This is a genomic window from Micromonospora sp. NPDC049102, from assembly GCF_043197485.1.
GTDB lineage: Bacteria > Actinomycetota > Actinomycetes > Mycobacteriales > Micromonosporaceae > Micromonospora.
In genome coordinates, this window is record NZ_JBICTE010000015.1 from 26953 (window position 1) to 51762 (window position 24810).

A 24810-nucleotide genomic window follows, 5' to 3' on the forward strand; every position below is an offset into this window, starting at 1 on the left:
TGGTGTGCGCTCACTGCTGCTGATGCGGGCCCGGCGACGGTGGGCCCGAGCCCGGCCAGCCGGACGTGCCCGGCGCCGGAGCGGTCTGCGCCGGCGGATGGCCCTGCGCGGGATGGCCGGGCGGCGGGTACCCGTGCCCAGGCTGGCCCGGTGGTGGGCCGTATCCGGGGACCGGCTGCGGCGGCGGGCCGTACCCGGCCGGTGGCGGTCGGGTGGCGGGCCAGCCGGGTGGCGGCATGCCGGGTGCGCCCGGGTACGGGCCGACGGCGGCCGGCGGTACGCGCCGCTTGCGGCGTCGCAGCACCACGAACAGCACGATCAAGCCGATGATCGGCACGCCGACACAGAGTCCCACCTGGACGATCGCGCCGGCCTTGTTCGTCACGCCGAACTCGACCGCCGGGCCGTCGTCGTCGCCCGGTCGGGTCGCGCCACCGGCGCGGGTCGGGCCGGCGGCCTCGCCCTTCAGCAGCGGGTTCGCCGTCACGGCGGGCACCGAACGGGTCAGGGCGGCGACCGGGTCGACCCGGCCGAAGCCGAACTGCGGGTCCCGACCGGTCGGCCCGGCGTCGCGGGAGGTCTCGATCAGCCGGCTGATCACGTTGGGTGCGTCGAGCTTCGGGTACTTCGAGCGGATCAGCGCCACCACGCCGGAGATGATGGCGGCCGACGAACTGGTGCCGCTGCCGAGCGAGTAGCCGTTTGGTGAGACAACCTTGGGCACCGGCCCGATGATGCTCTCCATCGGACTGGCGATGACTGCCTCCGGACCCTGCACCGAGCCGGCGAAGAAGCCACCCCGCTTGTCGAACCCGGTGACGGCGACGACACCGGGAATGTTGGCGGGCGAGGTCACCTGCCGGTCACCCTGCTCAACGTTGCCCGCCGAGGCCACCACCACGGCGTCCTTGCTCAGCGCGTAGTTGATGGCATCCACCAACTCCGGCGAAGCCGTCCGCTCGTCGCCGAGCGAGAGGTTGATGACGTCGGCGCCGTTGTCCGCGGCCCACCGGACGCCCAGGACCAGGTCCTGACCGTCGAAGTTGGTGCCCATCGAGACCGGAAGGATCTTCGCGGCCGGTGCGATACCCAACTCGTTCATCGCGCCACCGCCGCGCCCGGCGATGGTGCCGGCCATCTTGGTGCCGTGTCCCTTTTCCTTGTCGTCGTCACGCCGGCCGTCCGAGGCAGCCGTGACGTTGGTGCCGTGCCCCGCGAGCACCTGCCCGCGCAGGTCGGGATGACTGGCCTCGACCCCGGTGTCGACGAGGGCGACCACGACACCCGCGCCCTTGGTGATCTGGTGTGCGGCGGGGATCTTGAGGTAGTCCAGGTACCACTGAAGGCCACGGACCGTGTCAGCCGCCCGGGCCGGCGTCGGCGCGACAGTCACCGCAGGGGCCAGCGCGGCGCAGAACGCCAGCACGGCCGCGCCCACGGCACGTGTCGATCGGAAAGGCTTCCCCGTACGCATCGCTCTCCCGTATCTCACCGACGCCAACACGATGCGGCTCCGGCCCGGTCGAGCCGGACCGGAGCCGCATCGGTGATTGTGTCAGCCCCAGACCTTGGAGTTGCTCATCTCGGTCGAGACGTAGTTCTCGCGGGCGATGCCGACGGCACCACCGATCTCGTTCAGGATCCGGTTGATGTCCCGGACCGACGAGTCCCACTTCGCCTGGTGCTGCTCGTAGGCGGTGCGGTCCTCGCCCTCCCACTCGAGCTTGGACAGCATCGACCGCAGCGTGTCCAGCTTCTCGTCGATGGTCTTCGAGATGGCCTGCATCTGCTGGTTGCTGCTCTCGAGGACCGCGTAGTCAACCTTGATCGTCACGACTTTCCCCTCTGCTGGCTGTGGATCACGGGTTGAGAGCAGAGTGGAACTTGTCCAGCATCTGCTGCTGCTCCTCGTCGTTGACCTGGTGCGTCGTACCCGACTTGTCGAGCAGGTCCGCGATGTTGTCCATCGCGGTCAGCAGGCTCACGGTGTCTTCGTTCCAACGAGTCATGAGCGACTGGAACCCCGTGGACGCCTGACCCTTCCACGCCATGGCCAGGTCGTCGACTACGTTCCACAGCTTCTTCAGCTCGCCGTCGACCTCGCTGCGCGTGGACCGCACGTCACTCGCGGCGGTATGCAGAGTCGCAGCTTCGACCTCGAACGCCATGCTTCACACCCTTCCGTCATGTTGTGGCGGCGGCTTTGCCGCGCCCCTCCCCCCGCGGCAAGGCAGCAACACCCCACCGACGGACACTCCAACAGAGACCGTAGCGGAATTCGTCCAGCCACCGCAGCCCTGAGCGGGGCTGTTCGATGGATGGCGGTGGATCGGGCTGTTGGGACGAGTCACACCGGTCCGCACGGGCCGACCGGAGCGGCTCGATCAGGCCGGCTCGGACCAGGCGGTCTGGATGAGCTGCTGACCGTCGCGCCTCCGGACCAGCGTGCCCCGACCCGGCGGCTGCGGGCTCGGACGCAGCGTGCCGAACACCGCACCCTCCTCCCGGTTGCCGGACATCAGCAGACCGGGAGAGTCCAGCTCACGCAGCCGTTGCAGCACGGGCTCGTAGAGCGCACGGGACACCCCGCCGACCCGACGCGTCACGATCAGGTGCAGGCCGATGTCGCGGGCCTGTGGCAGCAGCTCGTGCAGAGCGCTCAGCGGATTGCTGCCACCGGACGCCACCAGGTCGTAGTCGTCGACCAGGATGTACAGGTCCGGACCCTTCCACCAGCTACGGTCCCGCAGCTGGGCGGTGGTCACGTCCGGGCCCGGCAGGCGGTTGGACAGGGCGCTGCGGATCGACGTGAGCCCCTGCGCGAACGCCTGGTTGGACGGCGCGTAGTCGAGGAGGTGATCGCCCTCGACCGCGCCCAGCAGGCCACGCCGGTAGTCGGCGATCACCAGCCGGGCCTGGGCCGGCGTGTACCGCTCGGTGATGCCCCGGGCGATCAGCCGCAGCAGGTTGGTCTTGCCGCACTCGGCGTCGCCGAAGACCGTCAGGTGCGGCTCGTTCGCCAGGTCCAGGTAGACCGGCGCGAGCGCCGACTCGTTGACACCGATCGGCAGGCCGGGCGCCGACCGGTCGATGATGCGGGCCAGCTCGGACACCGGCAGCCGGCGCGGCAGCAGCCGTACCTTCGGCGCGGGACGCCCCGGCCAGTTCGCCGCCACGTGCCCGGCCAGCGCCACCGACGCCTCGCTCAGGTCCTCGATGTCGCGTCGACCGTCGATCCGCGAGATGGCCGTGAGGAAGTGCAGCTTGTCACGGGTGAGGCCGCGGCCGGGCGACCTCTCGGGCACGTTCATCGCCGAACGCCTGTCGATCTCGGACTCCGCGGCGTCGCCGAGGCGCAGCTCCAGCTTGGTGCCGAGCAGGTCCCGCATGTTGATCCGGATTTCCGCCCAGCGCACCGCCGTGAGCACGACGTGCACCCCGAAGCCGAGGCCCCGGTTGGCGAGCGTCGTGATGGTCTGCTCCAGCTCCTCGTAGTCCTGGCGCAGGGTGTTCCAACCGTCGACCACCAGGAACACGTCGCCGAACGGATCGTCGGCGAACTCGCCGGCCGCCCGCCGACGGCGGTAGCTCGCCACCGAGTCGATGCCGTGCTGAGCGAAGCGCGTCTCCCGCTCGTCCAGGACCGCGACCACCTCGGCCACCGTCCGGCGTACCGCCTCGACGTCCCGCCGGCCGGCCACCCCGGCCATGTGCGGCAGCCGTTCCAGGCTGCGTAGCGCGCCGCCGCCGAAGTCCAGACAGAAGAACTGGACCTCACGCGGCGTGTGGGTGAGCGCCAACGAGGCCAGCAGCGACCGCAGCATCGTGCTCTTGCCGCTGAGCGAACTGCCGACGATGACCACGTTGCCGCCCGCGCCGGCCAACTCGACCATCATCGGGTCGCGGCGCTGTTCGTACGGGCGGTCCACCACGCCGACCGGCACTGTCAGACGTCCACGGCCCGGCCAGGACGCCGTACACAATCCGTAGGTCGGGTCGACGGCCAGCGGGCCGAGCAGCTCGCCCAGGCCCGGCGGGTCGGCCAGCGGCGGCAGCCACACCTGGTGCGCCGGTCGCCCCCGCCCCTTGAGCTGGTCGATCAGCACGTCGAGCATGGCGACGGCCTTGCCGTCGGCCGGCTGCTCCGGCTCCGGCACGGAGTCCGCCGACACCTGCGGGACCTGCGCGGGGATGAAGTCGATGCTGTACGGCACGATGCGGCGCTGCACCAGGGCCTGCGACGCGGAGGCCTGCTGGCCGGGCGCCCGGTACGGCCCCGAGACGTACGCGGCCCGGAACCGCAGCATGGTGCTGGTGTCCGTCTTCAGGTAACCGTGCCCCGGCGCGCTCGGCAGCTCGTACGCGTCGGGTACGCCGAGCACGATCCGGCTCTCCACCGCCGAGAAGGTCCGCAACCCGATCCGGTACGACAGGTGCGTGTCCAGACCGCGCAGCTTGCCCTCCTCCAGGCGCTGCGAGGCCAGCAACAGGTGCACACCCAGCGACCGACCCAACCGGCCGATCATCACGAACAGGTCGATGAAGTCCGGCTTCGCGGCCAACAACTCGCTGAACTCGTCACAAATGATCAACAAGCTCGGCATCGGCGCCAACGGCTCCCCGGCCGCCCGCGCCTTCTCGTACTCGAACCGCGAGACGTAGTTACCCGCCGCCCGCAGCAACTCCTGCCGCCGCACCATCTCACCCGCGAGCGCGTCACGCATACGGTCGACCAGCGGCAACTCGTCGGCCAGGTTCGTGATCACCGCGCTGGTGTGCGGCAACGCCTCCAACGAGGCGAACGTCGCGCCACCCTTGAAGTCCACCAGGACGAAGTTCAGCTCCTCCGACGAATGGGTCACCGCCAGCGCGGCCACCACCGTACGGAGCAGTTCGCTCTTGCCGGAACCGGTCGCGCCGATGACCAGGCCGTGCGGTCCCATGCCCTCGTGTGCCGACTCCTTGAAGTCCAGCTCGACCACGTTGCCGTCCGGGCCGACGCCGAGCGGGATGCGCAGCCGGTCCCGGTGGCCGCGCGGCCGCCAGGTCTGGTGCACGTCCACCGCCGCGGCGTCGCCGACGCCGAGCAGGTCGGGCAGCTCCGTGCTGCGGGCCAGCGGCTCCTCGTTGCTGGTCTGCTGCTGCGACAACCGGTACGGCGCGATCTGCCGGGCGAGCCCCTCGGCCGCTGCGGCGGACAGCCGGTCGGGCCTGCCGAGACGCGACGTCGACGTGCCCCGGATCAGATCGAGCGTGCTGCCGTCGCCCGCGTCCAGGCAGAGCAACCAGCGGCCGGCGTCGCGCGGCACCGTCCCGGAGAGGTCGACGAGGGTGACGCCGAGCAGACCCTGACCCACGAGCTGGCAGGTCGGGGAGATCTCGCCACCGTCGACCACCACGACGAGGTGCGGCGCGGTGGTGAGCGGCTTGGCCTCGGCCGCGAACCGGGGTCGCCCGGCCAGCTCGACGGCGAGGGAGTCCTCGGCCTCGGCCAGGCTGGCGAAGACCAACCGGCGCGCGCCACCGGCGTCCGTCCGACCACTGTGGTGTGCGTGCGGGAGCCACTTCACCCAGTCCCAGGCGGACTGCCGGTCGGGCGCGGCGACCACCGCGACCACCAGGTCGTCGGGGGCGTGGAAGGTCACGAGCTGACCCAGGGCCGAGCGGATGAGGTCGAGCACGGGCTCCCGGTCACCGCGCAGTACGACCCGGCTGAACGCGCGCACCGACAACGCGGTCGGCAGGTCGGGCACGTTGGAGTGCGCGCGGACGAACCGACGCAGCGCGATGGCGCTCATCGGTTCCAGGTCCTCGACCGGCTTGGTCTCCGGCGGGACGATCTCCACGGCGAGCCGCTGCGGGCCCAGCGCGATCCGCGTCTCGCCGAAGTCGGGCTCGGTGATCCGCCGCTCCCACAGTCGACGGGACGCCGCGATCGACCAGAGCGCGTCGGGCTCGGGGTGCCGCCAGGCCATCGCGTCGCGCTGCTGGGCCGCCGCACGCCGGGTGCGCTTGCGCATCTGCGCCAGGTAGCGCATGTAGTCGCGGCGGTCGGCGTTCAGCTCGGCCTTGTCGTTGCCGCCGCCGTTGCTCAGCGAGCCGATGGCCATGCCGAGCATCGACACACCGAACAGGCCACCGGCGACGTACGTCATCATGCCGCCACCACGACCGGCGTAGAGGAACGCCATCGCGCCGACACCGCAGACCATCGGCAGGATCATGAGCAGTTGCCCCATCCCGCGTGGTGTCGGTTCGGGCAGCTCAGGCGGGGATTCCAGTACCACCTCGCCGCGCGGCAAGGCCGGCCCCGACTGGCGCGGGGGTCGGCGGAACACCACCGTGCTCACGGCTGTCTCCTCCCCAGAAGCGGCCCTGCCGTCGTGCCGGCGCGGCCCGAAGCTCGCGGGTGGGCACTGTACGTGCCCGTCATCGTAGGTAATCTCCCGTGGGCGCGGTGCACCCGCACCGTGGCGCCGCGGCCCGCTGATCGTGGATGGACACCAGGAGGCCACTGTGGTTACGAAGTCGGCGACCGGTGGTCTGAGCCGGATCACCATTGTGGCTCCACGTACCCGGATGGATCTGGCGCTGCCCTCGGACGTACCGATGGCGGACCTGCTTCCCACCCTGCTGCGCTACGCCGGGGAGGACCTGGCCGACGACGGGGTGCGGCACGGCGGCTGGGCACTGTCCCGCCTGGGTGAGCCGCCTCTGGACGGTGGTCGTACGGCTGCGCAGCTCGCGGTCCGCGACGGCGAGGTGCTGTACTTCAACCCCCGGTCGGCCGCCGCTCCGGAGATCGTCTTCGACGACGTGGTGGACGCGGTCGCCACCGCGACCACGCAACGGCCCGGCTCCTGGCAGGTCGACGCGACCCGCTCGTTCGCGGTGCTGTTCGCCGCGGTGGCGCTCGGCGGCGGCGCGCTGGCGGCGCTGTTCACCGGCCCTCCGCACCTACCCGGGGCGGTGGCCGCCCTGCTGGTCGCGGTGGCGCTGCTGGTCGGCGCGGCGGTGCTCGCCCGGGCTGCGGGCGACAGCCGGACGGGCGCGGTGCTGGCGTTGGCCGGGTTGGCCTACGCGGGCACCGGCGGCCTGCTGCTGCTGGCCGGCGACCGGAAGCTGACCGAGCTGGCGAGTCCGCACGTCCTGCTCGCGGCAACCGCCGTGGTGGTCGCCGGGGCGGTGGCCGTGCTGGCGGTCGGTGACGACAGGTACCCCCTGTTCTTCGCCGCGATCGGCCTGGGCGCGGCGACCGGCGTGGGCGCGCTGCTCTGCCTACTGCTCGACATCGACGCCGCAGCCGGGGCCGCGGTCGTGGCAGCGGTGGCCTTCGGCATGGTGCCGGCGCTGCCGATGGCGGCCTACCGGCTGGCCCGGCTGCCGGTGCCGTCGATCCCGACCGGCCCGGACGACCTGAAGACCGACAGCGAGTTCGTGGACGGCCGACGCGTGCTCGAGCGCAGCGACCGCGCGGACGCGTTCCTCACCGGTCTGTGGTGGACGGTGTCGCTGCTGGTGCTCGGCGCGCAGCTGGTGTTGGCCCTGGACGGCAGCCTGGCCGCCGTACTGCTGTGCCTGGTGCTGGCACTGTTGTCGCTGCTGCGGGCGCGTCCGCTGCTGGGGCGGGCCCAGCGCGTCCCGGTGCTGCTCGCCGGCACCGTCGGGCTGGGACTGGGCGCCGCCGCGACCTTCGCGGGTGGCCCGCTGGCGGTCCGCCTCGGCCTGATCCTCGGTGGCCTGCTGATGGCGGCCGTGGTCAGCCTGATCTACGGCCTGTCCGTCGCGGGCAAGCGCATCTCGCCGGTGTGGGGGCGGCTGCTCGACATCGTCGAGATCCTGCTGATCATCGCCCTGGTGCCGCTCGCCGTCTGGGTCTGCGGCATGTACGGCTGGATCGTCAACCTCCGCCCCTGACCAGTCAGACGGCGCCGCCCGGCTGGCGGCATTCGTGGTCGCGTTGGTGCTGAAGGGCTTCTTCCAGCTGGTCTTCGAGGATGATGATCCGGCAGGCGGCTTCCAGGGCGGTGCCGTGGTCGACCATCTCCCGGGCTCGTACGGCCAGGCGCAACTGGTATCGGGAGTAGCGGCGGTGGCCGCCGGCGGAGCGGAACGGGACGATCAGTTTCGCCTCGTCGAGGCGGCGCAGGAAGTCCTGCGAGGCGCCGACGATGTCGGCGGCGCGGCCCATGGTGTAGGCGGGGTAGTCGTCGTCGTTGAGCATGTCATCGGGTTGGGTCATGCATTCCTTCTTCGTGAACGAGGGCCCCGGCGCATGTCGCGCCGGGGCCCAGGGTTACGGGTTGAATACACCATCTACCGACAGGTTCGTCGGGTTCTCGTTTCCGCACCCTGCCGCTATCAGCAGGCGGTGCGAGGATCGCATAAGCGTGACCGGAGACCACCTCGCGTTCAAAGTGATTACGGTGTCCACCGCAGAACTGGAACTACGTCCTGACGGCGGGCGATCCAACGGCGCCAAGCCCTCCCTTTCCTCTGCTTTCACCTATCTACCGTGCTATCCGTCGATGTCGGAGCCCCACGCGACTTCATGGCCCCGAACATGTGCGGCGGATCCCTACTGCTTCAGGCGGAGCCCCGAACACTGCATCGGCCCTGCCTGCGGTTGCCCTGACCTGGAATTACGTCAAGGTCTTGTCGTGCACGTGCCGTGTTGCACGCGGCGATGTGGTCCCACCGCGGTTACCGAGCCAGCCACGAGAAACTTCCGGGCTCTGCTTCGCGCTCGGCTTGTCACGTCTGCGTCTTCAACCGATCTTCGTCGTCAACGGAGGAAACGTTACCAGCCCCGCCGAGAAAGTCTAGTCTCCGGAGACCAAATTTTCTGGGCGATCGATTGCAGCTTCCCCGCCCGTGCCGCCTGCGACAGGCTCATGCGCCTGCCGGGCAGGAGGGGCCAGGCACCCGAGCAGGAGGAACGGTCAGCGGGGCTGCCGGCCTCCCGCCGAGGCGACCGGCGCGCTGGCGTACACGCCGGGTCCGTGCTGCCCGTCCATCGGCCGCGCCGGCGTACCGGCGCGGTGCGCCACCTCCCGGACGACCTTGACCAGCGCCTCGACGTGGTTGTCCATCGCCGCGACCCGCAGCAGTGGGGCCGCCACGCGCCCGTCGGGCGTCACCGACGCCGCCACCGTGTGCGAGGGCGCGGAGGTGGCGGTGATCGCGTCCACCAGCGGGCCGAGCGGCGCGCCCGGCCGACCACGCAGGGTCAGACAGCGGTGCGTCCAGCCGCCGCCGCGCAGCCCCTGCCAGGTCTCCGTCGGCGGCTCCGGCACCAGGTCCAGTCCGGCGGCCGACACCACGGCGGCGCGCAGCTCGTCGCGGCCCAGCGGCCGGTGGGCCAGGCCGGCCGCCGTCAGCGCCTTGCCCAGCCGGCCGATCCCGGTGGCGAGCGTCCGGTGGACGCCCTGCAACCCACCGCCTCGGCTCACGGTCTCGACCCGTGCGTCACGGACCGTGAGCCGCAACGCCACCCAGACGGTACGGTGTGCCGCCGGTGGCGCACCGGCTGCCGGGTACCAGACCAGGGTGTGCGCGACCACCTGGGCCCGGGAGACCGGCGCCGAGAAGTCGGCGAGCACCCGCAACGCCCGGTCCACGGTCGACGCGTCCACCGAGCCGACGGCGGCGCCGGTGGCCGGTTGCAGTGCGACCGCCGCGAACCACCCCTGGTCGTCCTGCCCGATGCCCAGCCGAGTGCCCCGATCGGTCAACTCGATGACATGCAGTTCGGGTGCCAGCGCGGCCAGCCGGGGGTCCGCTGCGGTATCGCCGGCCAGGGTCGCCTCGGCCCGCTCACGGCGGTCACGCAGCCGGCGCCGCAGCAGCACGTCCTCGAACCACCAGCGTCGACCACGTCGGGCGAACGCGGCGAGTACGAGCACCACCGCCACGACCGCCACGGCCGCGAGCAGCCAGCTCGGACCGGCCGTCGCGGCCCACACGGCCACGGCACAGACCTCGAGTACGACGAGCTGACCGACCAGCACCGGACCGATCCGACCCCGACCCGGCCGATCGGCCGCAGGGGTGGACCGCGCCGGGACGGTGGACGGCCTGGTGACGGCATCCGCGGGTCGCGCCTGAACCTGCGTCATCGCTGACTGTCCCTCCTGGACGGTACGGCTCCGTGCCGAAGCGGTCCGGCGGGGGCCCCGAGGACCCACCCTCGGCCCCTTATCGTAGGGAAGCCCGCGACGGCACCCCGAGGACATCGTCGCGGATCCACCCCGCCGGAGGTAAGTCATGCGGACCCGCCGCGATCAGGTGCAGGCGTACCGCTTCGTCACCCGCCGGATCGTCTCCGCGCTGCTGTCAGGCGACCCGGAGACCACCAACCTGCCGATGCGACGACTCGGCATGGCGGTCATCGGCAGCGTGATCGCCGCCGCCGTGGTGCTCGGCGGCGTGGGCGCGTACGGCCAGTTGACCGGGAACACCGCTCCCCTGGAAGAGAACACGCTGGTCATCGAACGGGAGACCGGCGCGACCTACGTGTACGCCCAGGGACAGCTGCACCCGACGCTCAACTACACCTCGGCCCGGCTGATCCTGAACGAGCCCGACCCGGCGGTGCGCACCATGTCGCAGGCGTCGCTGCGGGACCGGCCGCGGGGTCGTACCGTCGGCATCGTCGGCGCGCCCGACGCGCTGCCGGACCGCAAGTCGTTGACGGGCCTGCCGTGGTCGGTCTGCGACGTGCCCGACCCGGTCGACCCGCGCCACTCCACCACCCGCGTCGTGATCGACCGGGCGCTGCCCGGCGGCACGCCACTCGGTGACCGCGCGGTGCTGGTCACCGTGGACGGCCAGCGGCACCTGCTCACCGGCGACTCCCGGCTGGAGGTGCGCGGCGGGGACCAGGCGATCGCGGCGCTGCGAATGACGGGTACGGCCCCACTACCGGTCGGGCAGCAACTGCTCAACGCCGTACCGGCCGGCCCGCCGCTGGGCAAGCCGTCACTGCCCGACATGGGTGAGCGCAGCGGGCTGAGCGTCGCCGGCCGTCCCGCCACCATCGGTCAGGTCTTCCAGGCGGCCGGGCAGCACTACGTACTGACCCGCGAAGGCCTCGTCTCGATCAGTGAGATCACCGCGCTGTTGCTGCTCAGTGGTGGCGGTCGGATCACCGACATCACGCCCGATCAGGCCGGCCGTCTCCTGACGGAGCAGCGGCTCGACGCGGACGGGATGCCGAGGACGCTGCCGACCCTGTACGCGGCCCGGGCCGGGCAGACGCTGCTCTGCGCGACGTACCGGGCCGGCGACGCGGGTGGTCCGCCGAACACCACGTTGGAGATCTTCGACCGGGTCCCGGCGGAGCTGACGGACAACGAGCCGGGCTCGGTGCCGGTGCGCCAGACCGCCCGGGACGCGGTGCGGACGGCGGAGTCGGTGCTGCTGCCCGGCGGCAAGGGCGTCCTGGCGCAGGCCGCGTCCGGCGCCGGCACCAGCGGTTCCGGCGCCGCCGGTGCGACGGTCTACCTGATCAGTCCCCAGGGTGTCCGGTACCCGCTCGGTTCGCCCGAGACGCTTGGCGCGCTCGGCTACGAGGGGGTCAGCCCGCTGGCGGTGCCCGGCTCGCTGCTCGCGTTGATCCCCACCGGCCCCACCCTTGACCAGCAGGCCGCGCTCGCCCAGTTCGCGCCCGGCGACGCACCGGCGAGCACGCCTGCGTCACCGCCGACCTCTCCGACGCCCAGCACGTCCGCCCCGACGGGTGAGGGCACCGGCGGCGGAGGGCCGGAGGCATCGACCAGCGCTGACGACTGAGCCGTTCAGACGGGTCGCCCCGGGTCGCGGAGGTGGACTAACCTGGGTCCGCTGACGGTTGTCAACCAGAGCGACGGGGATGTTGCCATGACCGGGCGTACGGAAGTCGACCTGTTGTCCCTTGAGGACTTCCACCAGCACCTTGCGATGCGGCTGAGCCAGGCCGAGTCCGTGCTACGCAAGCTCAACACCGAGATGCAGTGCAGCCCGCCAGCGCTTGGCTCGTTCGACGACGCGACACAGAATTCGCGCCGCTACAGCGAGGTCCACCAGTCCTACGTGGACCAGGCCGAGCGGCTCCGGCAGGCGGTGCAGGCGGCCCAGCAGGCGACGAGCACCATCCTCGCCAACTACCGCACCGCCGAGGCGCGTAACGCGGCCAACGCCACCGACATCACCGCGGCGTTGACCGGGGTCGACCGGGCGTTGCAGCCGAAGGGGGACGGGCGTGTCTGAGTACACCCAGCGTTACGACGGTCGGAGCCACCAGGAGCTGTACGACGCGGTGATGGCCGGCAAGCCGGAGCAGATCGAAGGGATCGCCGCCCAGTGGGCCGCCCTCAAGGGCATCCTGGACGGCCTCGGCCGGGAGCTGAGCGGCGACCTCGACAAGCTCGGCAACACCTGGACGGGCCCGGCGGGCCGGGAGTTCCAGCGGCGCCTGACGCTGATCGTCGACCACTCCGACGCGCTGGGCGAGGGCATGTCCGGCATCAAGCAGGGGCTCACCATGATGGCGGGCCAACTGCGCACCGCGCACAAGAAGGCGGAGAGCCCGGAGGAGACCGACGACAACGATCAGGCCGTTTCCGGCGCGCTCAAGGGTTCCGCGTTCGGGCTGCCCGGCATGGTGGTCGGCGGCATCATGGGCCACCAGCAGGACAAGGCGGAGCAGGAGAAGGCCCACCAGCGGATGGTGACCCTCGTTGCCGAGTTGGCGGCCGGCTACGACCTCTCCGCCTACGACCGCGTCGTGGACCCGCCTCCTCCGCATCCGGAGACACCGCGCACGGTCGACGACGATCGGCCGACGCCGCGCAGCGGCCCGGCCAGCACGACGCCGTCTGCCGCGCCGACCGTCACCGGCCTCGCCGCGCACACGGGCGGCGCGACCATGGCGACGCCCGACGGCGTGGCCCCTCCGCCGGCCGGCGGGGGTGGCTCGGTTCCCGGCCACGACGGCGGCACGTCTGTCGTCGTCGTCGGGCCGGAGGGCACCGGCGACGGCGAGCAGGGCTCCACCTCCCTCGCTGGCGCGGACCCGCTGGTCGGCGGCGCCCTGCTCGCCGGCGGGGCGGCCGGGTTGGCCGGTCTGTCCGGGCCGACCACCATGCCCGCCAGCGCCACCGGCGGTCCGAGCCTGCTCTTCGGGACACCGGGCGGCACACCGGCCGGCGGGGTGCTGCGCACCTCCGCGCTCGCCGGCTCCACCAGCACCCCCACCACGTCGGGCCGGCCGACCGGCGGCGCCGCCGCTGCCGAGAGCCGTTCGGCCAGCGGCGTCGGGCGGAGCATCGACGGTCGGCGCAACGAGTCCGGTCGGGCCGCCGCAGGCGGTCGGCAGGGCCTGACGGGTAACGGTCGATCCGCCGGCCGTCCCGGCGTGCTCGGCGGGCACGGCCATGGAGAGGATGACGATTCCGACGACCGGCTGACCTGGCTGACCGAGGACGAGATGGTGTGGCGGGACGGCGGGGACGCCGCGCCACCGGTGCTCGGCGGCTGACGCCGGCACCGCACACGACCACGGGTGACCCCCGCCGGAACCGCTCCGGCGGGGGTCATCGTACGTCGGTGCACCGTTGTCGACGCGCGGTCCACCGCCCACGGCTTGCAGCTCACGACGCGGGATGTCGGGTTGGAGCGACCGTCCACAGTGTTGGCGGTGGCGGCGGTCACTGCCGATGTCGTCACCGCCGTGCTGCGCCGTGCCGGCGCGGAGGATAGGTTGGTCGGGTGTCGTCCGCAGCTCTGGTCCGCCCAGCCCGCTGGGCCGTGCTGCGGTCGCTGCGGGAGCTGACCCGGCTGGCGGTCACCGCGCTGGTGCTCGCTGTCGGCGTCGGCGGCGCCCTCGCCGCCACCCCGCCTCCCGCACAGCCGCAACTGCGACCGAGCACCGTGAGCAGCCGGGTGGACGCGGTTCGGCCCGAAGCCACCACGACCACCGAGCGTGCGAGCCAGCCGGCCCCTACCCGGCCGACCGACGGCGACCTCACCGCACCGGCCGGCCCGGTCCTCGCGGGCGCGGAGCACGCGCCGACCGTCGAGCCCGGCCGCCGCACCCCGCCCCGACGCGGCCCTCCCGCAAGCTGAGTTCAGGCCGCCAGGTCACCCGACGCTTCGCCTGACCCTTCTCCGGGTCGTCGTCCGGGTGCCCGGGGCGGCAGGTCGGCCGCGACGCGCAGCCACACCCGCTCCGGAGCGCGAATCCGCCCGGCGACGGCGCTGAGCCCCGGCCGACCACCCGTACAGCTCGCCCCGACGCCGCGGAGCCCGTCCCGTCGGGACCCATCCCTCGATACCGTCATCCGACCGCGAGGTGCTGATCATGCAGACCGTCCTCTCCACCGTCCTGCCCGACGTACCCCGGGCCGCCTTCATCTGGCTGAGCCTGCTCGGGGTGGTCGTGTTCGCCGTCGCCGCACTCCTGGTACGCCCCGGCCGCCTCGGCCTCGACCCGACCGCCCGCATCCGCGACGCTGCCATGCCCAGCCACCTGGAACAGGCGCTCCAGGAGCGGGAGCAGAGCCGCTACGCGCAGGAGATCGCGGTTGCCGCCGAGCGCGCCACCACCACCGCTCAGCGCCGCCGGGCAGAGTGGGAAGCCGCGCAGGAGACCGTCGAAGCCGCATGGCAGGCACTGGAGACGGCCGAGGCCGGCGTACGGCGGCTCGGCGCAGCGGCCGCGATGCCGTTGCCGCACACCGACCGGACGCCGGCCGAGTACGCCGACCGCGAGCGCTACCTGCACCGGGCCGCACTGGACGCGTACTGGCGACGGGAACTGTCGGTGGAGCAACTCAGTGACGTCTTCGCGCACCGCGACGGCTGGGACCCCCGGCTGCACCCCGTCGAACAGGAACTCGTGCTCCACCGCGCCGTCCGCGACAACCTGGCGGCCCGGCACGCCGCCGCTCGGGATCGGGAGCAGGCTGCCTGGCGGGCTGCCGAGTCGGCGGTGGCGGCGGCTCGCAGTCTCCGCGCGGAGGCGCAGGCGGCCAGCGGACGGCGCAGGGCGGAATCGTCCTCGGTGCTGCCGCTCAGCGAGGTCCTTCGGCCGTCCGCCGACCAGACGCGGGAGAACACGGTGGTCGCCAGGGGTCGGGCGGCGGTCCCGGCGTTCTGACCCGGCGGCGCGACGAGCGGTTCTGCCGAGCGAGCGATCCGAGCCGGGACGGCGTCAGTGGGTTAGCGTGACGGCATGTCCCGACAGTCGTGGGTCCTCGTGGTGGTCGCCGGCATTCTGGCGCTCGCCACACTTGTCGGCGCGGTGGTGCTGGCGGTGCGTGTGGTGCGCACGAGGCGGCTGCTGACCGGGCTCGGCGCGGGCGGCAAGGTGGCCTTCTACGGGGCACTGATCTACACGATCTTCCCGGTGGACATCCTCCCGGACCCGATCTACCTGGACGACATGGGCGTCCTGGCCGGCGCGCTGATCTATCTCACCCGACTGGTCCACAAGCGCCGGGCGGCCGGCCGTCGCCTGCCCGGGCAGTCGGACGCTCCGCCGGAGGAGGACCGCGCCCGCTCCGTACGATGATCGGGGTTGGGGCACAGGACGGGAGACGCACATGGCGGGTGGTCACCGGCTGGACATCCGGGACGACCGGGTGGCTGCCTTCTGTGCGGAGCGGCACCTCGCGACGCTGACCACCCTGCGCGCCGACGGCACCCCGCACGTGGTGCCCGTCGGGGTCACTCTCGACCCGGCTGCCGGGCTGGCCCGGGTGATCACCTCGGGCACGTCCCGCAAGGCCCGGCAGGTGGCCGCAGCCGGCCCGGACGGCACCCCGGTGGCCGTGTGTCACGTCGATGGCCGTCGCTGGCTGACGATCGAGGGCCGGGCGGTGCTCCGCTCGGATCGGACCGCCGTCGCGGAGGCCGAGCGCCGCTACGCCGAGCGGTACCGCACGCCGCGCCCGAATCCGGAGCGTGTGGTCATCGAGATCACCGTGACGGGGTTGCTCGGAAGTCTCTAGCGTCCGATACGTCCCACCTGACCGTTTCGGTGGTGGCGGAATGTCACCCGGAGCAGGGTCGTTACGTCCCCGGTAACCACGGCCGAGACCGCCACGGAGGCGGCACCCCCGAACGGAGACTCGACCATGAACCCCATCGTGCAGAAGAGCGGCCTGTCCGTCGTCGGGCTGCTGGTCGCCGGCGGTTGCGCCCTCGGGCCCGCCGTCGCCGCGCAGGCGGCCCCCGCGCAGGGTGCCCCGTCCTCGTCGAGCCAGACCAACCGCAGCGCCGAACGAATCCTCGACATCGACTACCAGGCACAGCCGAACTTCTTCTACTGCGGCCCGGCCGCGACACGCATCGCGCTGTCCGCGCAGGGCAAGGCGCTGTCCCAGGACGAGGTGGCCAAGCGCCTCGGCACCACCGAGGCGGGCACACCGTCGGCCCTCGACACCACCCGCGTGCTCAACGAGCTGACCGGCGGGGGCTACCGGACCACGGAGATCCGTGACTCGGTGGCCCGCCCCGACCAGGTCGAGCAGCTACGACGAGACGTGCTGGCCGCGATCGACGCCGGCCGCCCGGTGGTGGCCAACATCAAGGGCACGACCGTGGACACCGTTGGCAACCCGCACTCGTACGAGGGCGGCCACTACCTGACGCTGGTCGGCTACCGCGACGGTGGAGACGACATCCGCGTCGCCGACCCGGCCGACCCGGCGCTGGGCGAGTACTGGATGAGCCTGCCGAAGGTCGCCAACTGGATCGCCGAACGCGGCTACTCGTCCTGATCCGACCGCTCACCGGGCCGGCCTCTCCCGCGCGGAGGGGCCGGCCCTGCTGTTGTCGCGTCTGCGGTTGGCGAGGTGCGCCCGATGGCGCGCACGCACGGCCCGCGTCGGCCGGGCACGGTGCAGCTCACGCCGAGGCGGCGGAGCGATGGTGGACTCGCCGGCGCCGGCCGCCCGACGCACGATCCGGTTGGCGTCGTCCGGCTCGCAGCCGGCGGCCCGAAGCAGGTCGCTCGCCGCGGTACGCAGGCCGGTGACGAGCGCATCGCCGAAGGATTTGACCCCGCTCGCGGCGGCCCTTCCGGCCAACTCGGCACACTCCTCGACCAGCTTCCGCGTGCACCGCGGATCGTTGCCGACCCGGCACTCCTTCCGCATCTCCGTTACCGCCTGCCCCAGCCGACCGATCGCGTCCGGCAGCTCCGACGGGATCGGCTCGCCGTACTCGAGGGCGGTCGTCGACCAGCGGGCGAGGACGCGAGTGTCCAGCAGCAGCCGTTCGAGGTTGTCGGCGCTGTGGGCGTACCTGTGGAACTGCTGTCGACGGTGCCACCGGACCGGCGCGATCGTCACCACCTCCTCCGCCCCGCTCAGTGCGTCGTGCAGTCGGCCGAGGTCCTCGTCGGTGCCGCGCAGCCGATCCAGCACGTGTCTCGTCCGGTTGCTGTCGCGCTGCCGCAGCGCCCGCCCAAGCTCGTCGAGTTGCTCGCGGAGGATCGTGAAGATCGGCGTCGCCGCCCGGTCCAACACCCGCATCGGGTTGACCGGCAGCAACAGCGCGACAACCACCAGACCAACCGCCCCGCCGACGAGCGCGTCGAAGATCCGGGGCACCTCCAGGCCACGGCCCATCGGGGCCAGCGTGGCGATCAGTACGGCGGTACCGCCGGCCTGACCGACCAGAGGGCCACCCTTCCCGGCCACCAGCAGCGCGCTGGCGATGGCCAGGGCGACGACCACCCCGGTCTGCCACGGTCCCGAGCCGACGATGAAGCGCAGCCCGTCGCCGATGACGATGCCCAGCCCGACACCGGCCAACAGTTCGAAGGTGCGCCGGGCCCGCTGCCCGATGGCGGTGGCGATCGTACCGACGGCGGCAGCGGGAGCGAAGACGTGCGCCCCCTGGCCGAGGAAGTGCTTGGCGATCAGGGCCGCGAGCGCCGCCGCCAGCCCGGACTGGACGGCGATCACCAGGGTGACCTGCCACTGCCGGGCACGAATCCGGCCGGCCTGGCCGCTGCGGTGCCGCACCCGTTCGACCGCTTGGCCGCCACGCTCGGCAGCCTCGTCGAGGCGTGACCGGTCGCGCTCTGCCGGTGGGCGGTCGTCGGGCATGGCGGCGCTTACCCCGGAGGCGTCCGACCAATCGTGCCTCTGTGTTTCACCCGCCCCAGCGACACCGGCAGCATCCGAATCCATCGGCGTCCGTAGGTTTGCCGGTCCACTGCGGGGTACCAGGGGCCACACACCCACCGATCCGCAACCGGTAAGGGGCCCCAGATGAGCAGTCCACAGAGCACCGGCGACCAGGATGTGGTCGACATCCTCGTCGCCGACCACCGCGAGGTCGAAACCCTCTTCGTCGAGTTGGAGACGCGACAGGGTACGCCCGAGCACCGTCGTCAGCTCGCTGACGTGGTGATCGCCGAGCTGGTCCGGCACGCCGTGGCCGAGGAGGCGTACGTCTATCCGACGGCCCGCAAGGTACTGCCCGACGGCGACCAGATCGCCGAGCACGAGATCGCGGAACATGCCGACGCCGAACGCACGATGAAGGACCTGGAGTCGGTCGACCCGTCCGACCCACGCTTCGACGAGTTGCTGGCACACCTGACCAGCACCATCCGTCACCACGTGCAGGACGAGGAGAGCGACCTGTTCCCGCGGCTGCGCGCCGCCACCGCCCAGGAGGAGATGGTCGAGCTGGCCGGCAAGGTGACGGCGTTCAAGAAGATCGCGCCGACCCGGCCGCACCCGAGCGCCCCGGACCACCCCCCGGCCAACAAACTGCTCGCCCCCGGCACGCGGATCATCGACCGGATGCGCGACGCGCTCAGCGACCGGCCGACCTCGTTGGACGAGCTGCGCCAGGGCTGACCGACGTCAGGTCCGACAAGGACAGTCCCGGGCCGTCGAGTCTTCGGCGGCCCGGGGAGACGTCTGGTACGTCAGCGGACCTGGTCACCCTCACCGGTACGCGCCTGAGCCTGGTCGACGCCCTTGTCGATCTGGTCGTCGTACCTCCCGCCCGTGCGCTTGTCGGCCATGTCGCCGGCCTTCTCCATACCCTGGTCGACCTGCTTGTCGTGCTTGTCGGCGAAGTCCTTGGCCTTGTCCATGAAGTCACCCACGGCGCTCCTCCTCCTCCGGTAGTTCCCCTTCGCCTTCCCTCGGCCCGGTGGCGCAAACACCGTGCGATGGCCCTTCGGACGCGAAGCACCGACCAGCGGACCCCGGGCGGCGTACGATCCGCGCGGGCGGTCGGGTGTCGGCGCACGACCGGCCGGGTACGGACCTCGCCGAGCGAGGAGGCCGACATGACGGCAGACGAACCCGGGGCGCACGCCGCACCGACGACCGGCGGCACGGCGACGGCCGGCGGCACGGCGACGGCCGGCGGCACGGCGACGGCCGGCGGCACGGCGACGGCCGGTGACACCGGAGCGCGCCACGCGTGGGCGGCACTGCCGTGGCTGGTCCGGACCGCGGTGCTGTGGAGCGCCTGCCTGGTGGTGATCGTCACCGGGCTCTACCTGCTGGGTCGGATCGCCGTCCTGCTGGCCCCGCTCGCCATCGCCCTGGCCGCCACCATCTTCCTCACCGCGCTGTTGGACCCGGTGCTGGTCCGCCTGCGCCGACTTCGCCTGCCCGCGGCGCTGGCCGCGCTGCTCACCGTCCTGCTGCTGCTCGGCATCCTGGTGGGCGTCGGCGCGCTGGTGTGGAACCTGACCGCCAGCCAGTTCGACCAGCTCAGTCAGGAACTCACCCAGGGGCTCGACCGCAGCCGCGACTTCGTCACGTCGACCCTGCCGGTCAGCGAGGCCCAACTCGACAAACTGGTCGACCAGGCCCGCGACGGGCTCAGCGGCAGCTCGCCCGACCCGGTGTCCGGGGCCCGGACGGCCAGCGAGGTCGTCGGCTCGGCACTGCTCGCACTGGTGCTGCTCTTCTTCCTGCTCAAGGACGGCCGGTCGATGTGGCAGTGGACGCTGTCACGGATGGCCGGCCCGAATCGGAAGCTGGTGGCCGAGGCCGGTCGGGGCGGCTGGCAGACACTCGGCGCGTACAGCCGGGGAACCATGCTGATCGCGGCCATCGACGCGCTCGGTATCGGTCTGGCCCTGGTGGTGCTGCGGGTGCCGCTGGCCCTGCCGCTGGCGCTGATCACGTTCCTGGGCGGCTTCGTCCCGATCATCGGGGCGACGGTGGCGGGGGCGGTCGCGGTGCTGGTGGCACTGGCGGCGAACGGGCCGACGACCGCCCTGCTCACTCTCGCCGCAGTCGTCGCGGTGCAGCAGATCGAGGGCAACCTGCTGGAGCCGCTGGTCATGAAGCGCCAGGTACGCCTGCACCCGGCCGTGATCCTGGTGGCGGTCACCGCCGGCACCCTCATCGCGGGCATCGCCGGCGCCTTCGTCAGCGTCCCGATCACCGCCGTCCTGTGGCGCATCATCGACACCGTGCAACGCCACCGCTCCGCCACGCACGCGTCAGCGGTGCAGTGACGCCGACGCCTGCTCAGGCGTGGCGGCGCGCGGTGGTCGTCCGGGCCAGGTGGGTGGTGAACCAGACGCCGGCGTGCTCGGCGACCTGGTCGAGCGTGCCGGGCTCCTCGAAGAGATGGGTGGCCCCCGGTACCACCCGCAGCTCGCCGACATCTCCCAGCTCGGCGAGCGCCCGTTCGTTGAGCGCGAGCACCTCCTCGTCCAGGCCGCCGACCAGCAGCAACGTCGGAGTGCGCACCTGGCCCAACGCCGAGCCCGCCAGGTCGGGTCGGCCACCGCGGGAGACCAGCGCGCCCAACCGGTCGGCGCGGGACGCGGCCGCCACCAACGCGGCGGCGGCGCCCGTGCTGGCGCCGAAGAGACCGATCGGCACATCACCCGCCGGACGTTCGGCCGCCAACCAGTCCACGATCCCGGCCAGCCGGCTGGCCAGCAGCCCGATGTCGAACCGCAGTTCGGCGGTGCGCGTGTCCACCTCCTCCTCGGCCGGCGTGAGCAGGTCGACCAGGACGGTCGCGAGGCCGTGGTCGTTGAGCTGCCCGGCCACCGCCACGTTGCGGGGGCTGCGCCGCGAGCTACCACTGCCATGCGCGAACAGCACCACGCCGGCCGGCTGAGCCGGCACCAGCAGGTCGGCGGGGAGCGGGGCGTCCCGAACCGGGATGGTCACCGTGCTGACCTGCTCGTCCATGCCACACCTCCGCAGGCTCGCCTGCGGTCCGGTTACCCCGCCCGCCGCGTCACACGCGCCCGGCCGCAGAGCGGCAGGTCGCACAGTCGGAGGGCGCGGCGTTTGTCGGGTGGGCCGTCGGGTACGCGACGCCGAGACCGCAGACCGTGTAGGCGCAGCCGCGCCCCGACGGATCGCGAGGATCATGATGGCCAAGCAGCAGATATCCCGACAGCAGCAGATGGCCGAGCGCGCCCGACGTGAACCGGACGCCGAGCGCAACCAGGACTTCGGCGACCAGGCCGCCTCGGCCCGCCTGCCCGACGATCCCAAGGCGGCTGCGCCCCGGGACGCGATCGGACGTCCCTCGACCGGAGAGCCGGTCTGACGTACGCACACGACGGCCGGGGCGGGAGCATTCCCGCCCCGGCCGTCACTGCTGCTTGTGTTCGGGCAGCCGGAGCAGGGGCGACCGACCCGGCGGCTGTTCCGGTGGGGGCCCCGCGGGCTCGGCCGGAGGCACCGGCACGGTCACCGGCTCATCGCAGGTGACCCGCAGCACCTGGTCGTGATGCCGCAGCTCCACGACGTCGTCCGGGCCACCGTGGCGCAGCGAGTACGTCGTCTGGTGCGGCCGGACGTCCACCCGTAGCGACAGCCCGCGCCACTGGACGGAGAACTCCAGACGGCTGAGCCGGCTGGAGAGCCGAGGTGCGAACGACAGCTCGCCGTCATGGTCGCGCAGCCCGCCGAGCCCGCTCACCAGGGCGAGCCACGCGCCGGCCAGCGAAGCCATGTGTACGCCGTCGCGGGTGTTCTCGTTGAGGTCGTGCAGGTCCATCAGCGCGGCTTCGCGCAGGTAGATGTGCGCCAGGTCCGGGTGGCCCACCTCGGCGGCGAGCACCGACTGGGTGCAGGCCGACAGCGACGAGTCGCGCACCGTCCGGCGTTCGTAGTAGAGGAAGTTGCGCACCTTCTGCTCGGGGGTGAAGGCGTCCCCCCGCCAGTGCATCGCCAGGACCAGGTCGGCCTGCTTGACGACCTGTTTGCGGTACAGGTCGAAGTACGGATAGTGCAGGAGCAGCGGGTACTTCTCGGCGGGCGTGTGCGCGAAGTCCCACTCCTGGAGCCGGGTGAACCCTTCCACCTGCTGGTGCACGTCCAACTCGTCGTCGTACGGCACGTGCATCGATGTGGCGGCGTCCCGCCAGCTCGCCGCCTCCTCGTCGGTGACCCCGAGGTGGAACGCCTCGTCCCGGTAGCGCATGACGGCGTCGGCGGCGGTGAGCAGGTTCCGCTGGGCCATCAGGTTGGTGTAGATGTTGTCGTTCTTCACCGCCGTGTACTCGTCGGGGCCGGTGACCCCGTCGATGTGGAACTGGCCGCGCCGGTCGTGGTGCCCGATCGAGCGCCACAGTCGGGCGGTCTCCACCAGCAGTTCCAGGCCGATCTCCCGCTCGGTGGCGGTGTCACCGGTGACCAGCACGTACCGTCGTACCGCGTCGGCGATGTCGGCGGCGATGTGGAAGGCTGCCGTACCCGCCGGCCAGTACCCGGACGACTCCGGCCCTTCGATGGTCCGCCACGGGAAGGCGGCGCCCTTGAGGTTGAGCGTCGCGGCGCGTTCCCGGGCCTGCTCCAACGTGCTGTGCCGCCACTGCAGGGCGCTGCGCACCGCGGAGGGCTGGGTGTACGTGAGCACCGGCAGGACGAACATCTCGGTGTCCCAGAAGGCGTGCCCGTCGTAGCCCGGGCCGGTCAGCCCCTTCGCCGAAATCGGCCGCTGCTCGGCACGGGCGCCGGCCTGGAGCACGTGGAAGAGCCCGAACCGTACGGCCTGCTGGATCTCCGGATCACCGTCGACCAGCACGTCGGCCGCGTCCCAGAACTCGTCCAGGTACGCGCGCTGCTCCCGGTGCAACCCGTCCCAGCCGTCCAGCCGTGCGCCGACCAGTGCCGCGCCGACCTGGTCGCGCAGCGCGGGCAGCGACCGTCGACTCGACCAGCCGTACGTCAGGTACTTGACCACCCGCAGCTTCTCGCCGGGCTGGAGCACACAGCCGATGGTGGTGCGCACCCAGTCCTCGTACCCCTCGGACTCGATGGTCGTGTGGTCCGGACCGTGCACCTCGTGCTCCATGGCGGCGGCCACGCGCAGCCCGGAGACCTTGGTGCGGTGGATGAGCTGGCCGCCGTCCGGGGTGGTCAGCTCCTCCTCGGCCTGCAACGGCGATTCCAGGACGGCCGCGACCCGGGGGTCCTTGCTCTGCGCGGGCAGCGACTCGTTGGCCACCAGCTCGGACTGCACGATCAACCGCAGCGGGCCGTCGACGGCCTCCACCTCGTAGCTGATCGCGGCGACCGACCGCTGGGTGAACGACACGAGCCGGGTGCTGCGAACCTTGACCTCGCGGCCGGCCGGAGAGCGCCAGTGCACCTCCCGGTGCAGGGTGCCGGCCCGCATGTCGAGGTCCCGCTCGTGGGACAGCAGCTCCCCGTAGCGCACGTCGAGCGGTTCGTCGTCGACGAGCAGCCGGATCAGCTTGCCGTTGGTGACGTTGACGATGGTCTGCCCGGACTCGGGGAAGCCGTAGCCGGCCTCCGCGTACGGCAGCGGACGCAGCTCGTAGAACGAGTTGAGGTAGGTGCCGGGCAGACCGTGCGGCTCGCCCTCGTCGAGGTTGCCGCGCAGGCCTACGTGCCCGTTGGAGAGCGCGAAGACGGATTCCGACTGGGCCAGCACGTCCATGTCCAGCCGGGTCTCCCGGATGTGCCACGGCTCGACGGGATAGGCCCGTTCCCGGATCATGTCAGGCCCCGCTCGCCGGTCGGGCGTGGCGCCGGCGGGGTGGCGTCGCCCGCGTCGAGCAGGTCCGCGAGGTCCTTCACCACGATGTCAGCGCCGTGCGCGAGCAGTTCGTCGGCCTGTCCCACCCGGTCGACACCGATCACGTACCCGAAACCGCCGGCCCGGCCCGCCGCGACGCCGGAGAGCGCGTCCTCGAACACTGCGGCCTGGGTCGGGTCGACGCCCAGGACCTCGGCACCGGCCAGGAAGGTGTCGGGTTCGGGTTTGCCGCGCAGCTTCCGCTCGCGAGCCACGAGCCCGTCGACCCGCGCCTCCAGCAGGTCTTCCAGCCCGGCGGCGGCCACCACCTCCCGCCCGTTGGCGCTCGCGGTCACCACCGCCCGACGCAGCCCGGCTTCGGTCGCCGCCCGCAGATAGCGCACCGACCCCGGGTACACCTCGACGCCGGAGGTGCGCAGACGATCCAGTAGCAGGACGTTCTTGCGGTTGCCGATGCCGTTGACCGTGTCGGCTTCCGGCGGGTCGTCCGGGCTGCCCTCGGGGAGCTCGATCCCGCGCGAGGCCAGGAACGACCGGACGCCGTCCGCGCGGGGCCGGCCGTCCACGTAGCGGTTGTAGTCCGGGCCGGGGTCGAACGGCCGGAACGGCTCCCCGGTCGCCGTGGCCCGCTTGCGCAGGAACGCGTCGAACGTCTCGGTCCAGGCGGCGTTGTGCACCCGGGCGGTCTGCGTCAGCACACCGTCCAGATCGAAGAGACAGGCGGTCACATGAGCAGGTAGGCCCAGCACGGTACGAATCTAACCACCCGGCTGGGCGCCCAAACCCGTTTTCAGCCGCCGCCGG

General features: G+C 72.1%; 23 protein-coding genes. 12 read left to right on the plus strand and 11 right to left on the minus strand.

Annotation, left to right across the window (positions count from 1 at the left end; all coding sequences use genetic code 11):
• Positions 1–10: 10 nt before the first annotated feature.
• From ACGFH9_RS16750 to eccCa, 4 genes are all read right to left on the minus strand, one after another.
• Positions 11–1438, minus strand: a complete 1428-nt coding sequence (locus tag ACGFH9_RS16750; RefSeq protein WP_393219794.1) for a S8 family serine peptidase — start codon at positions 1436–1438, stop codon at positions 11–13.
• Between the two features lie 117 nt (positions 1439–1555).
• The gene (locus ACGFH9_RS16755) at positions 1556–1834 is read right to left on the minus strand and encodes a WXG100 family type VII secretion target (RefSeq protein ID WP_007454922.1); all 279 of its coding nucleotides are present in this window, start codon (positions 1832–1834) and stop codon (positions 1556–1558) included.
• A gap of 25 nt (positions 1835–1859) precedes the next feature.
• Complete coding sequence (locus ACGFH9_RS16760) at positions 1860–2168, minus strand: WXG100 family type VII secretion target (protein ID WP_355049151.1); 309 nt, start codon at positions 2166–2168, stop codon at positions 1860–1862.
• Between the two features lie 216 nt (positions 2169–2384).
• On the minus strand, positions 2385–6350 hold the full coding sequence (gene eccCa / locus ACGFH9_RS16765) for a type VII secretion protein EccCa (protein WP_393219797.1): 3966 nt from the start codon (positions 6348–6350) through the stop codon (positions 2385–2387).
• A 166-nt stretch (positions 6351–6516) separates the two neighbouring features.
• Here eccCa and eccD point away from each other — a divergent pair, with 166 nt between their 5' ends.
• On the plus strand, positions 6517–7917 hold the full coding sequence (gene eccD, locus ACGFH9_RS16770) for a type VII secretion integral membrane protein EccD (protein WP_355235188.1): 1401 nt from the start codon (positions 6517–6519) through the stop codon (positions 7915–7917).
• Between the two features lie 4 nt (positions 7918–7921).
• Here the strand turns inward: eccD and ACGFH9_RS16775 are convergent, their stop codons facing one another.
• The gene (locus ACGFH9_RS16775; RefSeq protein ID WP_393219801.1) at positions 7922–8242 is read right to left on the minus strand and encodes a MerR family transcriptional regulator; all 321 of its coding nucleotides are present in this window, start codon (positions 8240–8242) and stop codon (positions 7922–7924) included.
• A 700-nt stretch (positions 8243–8942) separates the two neighbouring features.
• Positions 8943–10118 (minus strand): type VII secretion protein EccE, encoded by a 1176-nt coding sequence (locus ACGFH9_RS16780; protein ID WP_393219804.1) that lies wholly within the window; start codon positions 10116–10118, stop codon positions 8943–8945.
• Between the two features lie 148 nt (positions 10119–10266).
• On the opposite strand from ACGFH9_RS16780, the gene eccB reads away from it, so the two are divergent.
• The 8 genes from eccB (at position 10267) to ACGFH9_RS16820 (ending at position 16763) form a co-directional block, all read left to right on the plus strand.
• Positions 10267–11793, plus strand: a complete 1527-nt coding sequence (gene eccB, locus ACGFH9_RS16785) for a type VII secretion protein EccB (protein WP_393219807.1) — start codon at positions 10267–10269, stop codon at positions 11791–11793.
• An 87-nt stretch (positions 11794–11880) separates the two neighbouring features.
• The gene (locus ACGFH9_RS16790) at positions 11881–12249 is read left to right on the plus strand and encodes a hypothetical protein (RefSeq protein WP_393219810.1); all 369 of its coding nucleotides are present in this window, start codon (positions 11881–11883) and stop codon (positions 12247–12249) included.
• Positions 12242–13519: a WXG100 family type VII secretion target gene (locus tag ACGFH9_RS16795; RefSeq protein WP_393219813.1), complete on the plus strand. Its 1278-nt coding sequence runs from the start codon at positions 12242–12244 to the stop codon at positions 13517–13519. Before ACGFH9_RS16790 ends, ACGFH9_RS16795 begins: the two co-directional genes overlap by 8 nt.
• Positions 13520–13749: 230 nt before the next feature.
• Entirely contained in the window at positions 13750–14106 is a 357-nt protein-coding gene (locus ACGFH9_RS16800; protein ID WP_393219815.1) for a hypothetical protein, read from the plus strand.
• 235 nt (positions 14107–14341) lie between these two features.
• Positions 14342–15139: a hypothetical protein gene (locus ACGFH9_RS16805; RefSeq protein ID WP_393219817.1), complete on the plus strand. Its 798-nt coding sequence runs from the start codon at positions 14342–14344 to the stop codon at positions 15137–15139.
• A 75-nt stretch (positions 15140–15214) separates the two neighbouring features.
• A complete protein-coding gene (locus ACGFH9_RS16810; RefSeq protein ID WP_355235211.1) occupies positions 15215–15553 on the plus strand; it encodes a YkvA family protein in 339 nt (112 codons plus the stop codon).
• 31 nt (positions 15554–15584) lie between these two features.
• Positions 15585–15992 carry a TIGR03618 family F420-dependent PPOX class oxidoreductase gene (locus ACGFH9_RS16815; RefSeq protein ID WP_355235214.1) on the plus strand — a complete coding sequence of 136 codons (408 nt, stop codon included), beginning with the start codon at positions 15585–15587 and terminating at the stop codon, positions 15990–15992.
• A gap of 126 nt (positions 15993–16118) precedes the next feature.
• Positions 16119–16763 carry a C39 family peptidase gene (locus ACGFH9_RS16820; RefSeq protein ID WP_393219821.1) on the plus strand — a complete coding sequence of 215 codons (645 nt, stop codon included), beginning with the start codon at positions 16119–16121 and terminating at the stop codon, positions 16761–16763.
• Between the two features lie 9 nt (positions 16764–16772).
• On the opposite strand, the gene ACGFH9_RS16825 is transcribed toward ACGFH9_RS16820, so the two are convergent.
• Entirely contained in the window at positions 16773–18098 is a 1326-nt protein-coding gene (locus ACGFH9_RS16825) for an aromatic acid exporter family protein (RefSeq protein ID WP_393219824.1), read from the minus strand.
• A gap of 165 nt (positions 18099–18263) precedes the next feature.
• Here ACGFH9_RS16825 and ACGFH9_RS16830 point away from each other — a divergent pair, with 165 nt between their 5' ends.
• Positions 18264–18860 carry a hemerythrin domain-containing protein gene (locus tag ACGFH9_RS16830; RefSeq protein WP_393219827.1) on the plus strand — a complete coding sequence of 199 codons (597 nt, stop codon included), beginning with the start codon at positions 18264–18266 and terminating at the stop codon, positions 18858–18860.
• 71 nt (positions 18861–18931) lie between these two features.
• Here the strand turns inward: ACGFH9_RS16830 and ACGFH9_RS16835 are convergent, their stop codons facing one another.
• Positions 18932–19102 (minus strand): antitoxin, encoded by a 171-nt coding sequence (locus ACGFH9_RS16835; protein ID WP_393219972.1) that lies wholly within the window; start codon positions 19100–19102, stop codon positions 18932–18934.
• 198 nt (positions 19103–19300) lie between these two features.
• Between ACGFH9_RS16835 and ACGFH9_RS16840 the strand changes: the two genes are divergently transcribed.
• The gene (locus tag ACGFH9_RS16840; RefSeq protein ID WP_393219829.1) at positions 19301–20488 is read left to right on the plus strand and encodes an AI-2E family transporter; all 1188 of its coding nucleotides are present in this window, start codon (positions 19301–19303) and stop codon (positions 20486–20488) included.
• Positions 20489–20501: 13 nt separating this feature from the next.
• Here ACGFH9_RS16840 and ACGFH9_RS16845 read toward each other — a convergent pair whose 3' ends face one another.
• Positions 20502–21179, minus strand: coding sequence for a dienelactone hydrolase family protein (locus ACGFH9_RS16845; RefSeq protein WP_393219832.1), 678 nt, complete (start codon positions 21177–21179; stop codon positions 20502–20504).
• Between the two features lie 187 nt (positions 21180–21366).
• On the opposite strand from ACGFH9_RS16845, the gene ACGFH9_RS16850 reads away from it, so the two are divergent.
• Complete coding sequence (locus tag ACGFH9_RS16850) at positions 21367–21546, plus strand: hypothetical protein (RefSeq protein WP_393219834.1); 180 nt, start codon at positions 21367–21369, stop codon at positions 21544–21546.
• Between the two features lie 45 nt (positions 21547–21591).
• On the opposite strand, the gene ACGFH9_RS16855 is transcribed toward ACGFH9_RS16850, so the two are convergent.
• Positions 21592–23967, minus strand: coding sequence for a glycoside hydrolase family 65 protein (locus ACGFH9_RS16855; protein WP_393219837.1), 2376 nt, complete (start codon positions 23965–23967; stop codon positions 21592–21594).
• Positions 23964–24755: an HAD family hydrolase gene (locus ACGFH9_RS16860; protein WP_393219840.1), complete on the minus strand. Its 792-nt coding sequence runs from the start codon at positions 24753–24755 to the stop codon at positions 23964–23966. Before ACGFH9_RS16860 ends, ACGFH9_RS16855 begins: the two co-directional genes overlap by 4 nt.
• Between the last annotated feature and the right edge of the window lie 55 nt (positions 24756–24810).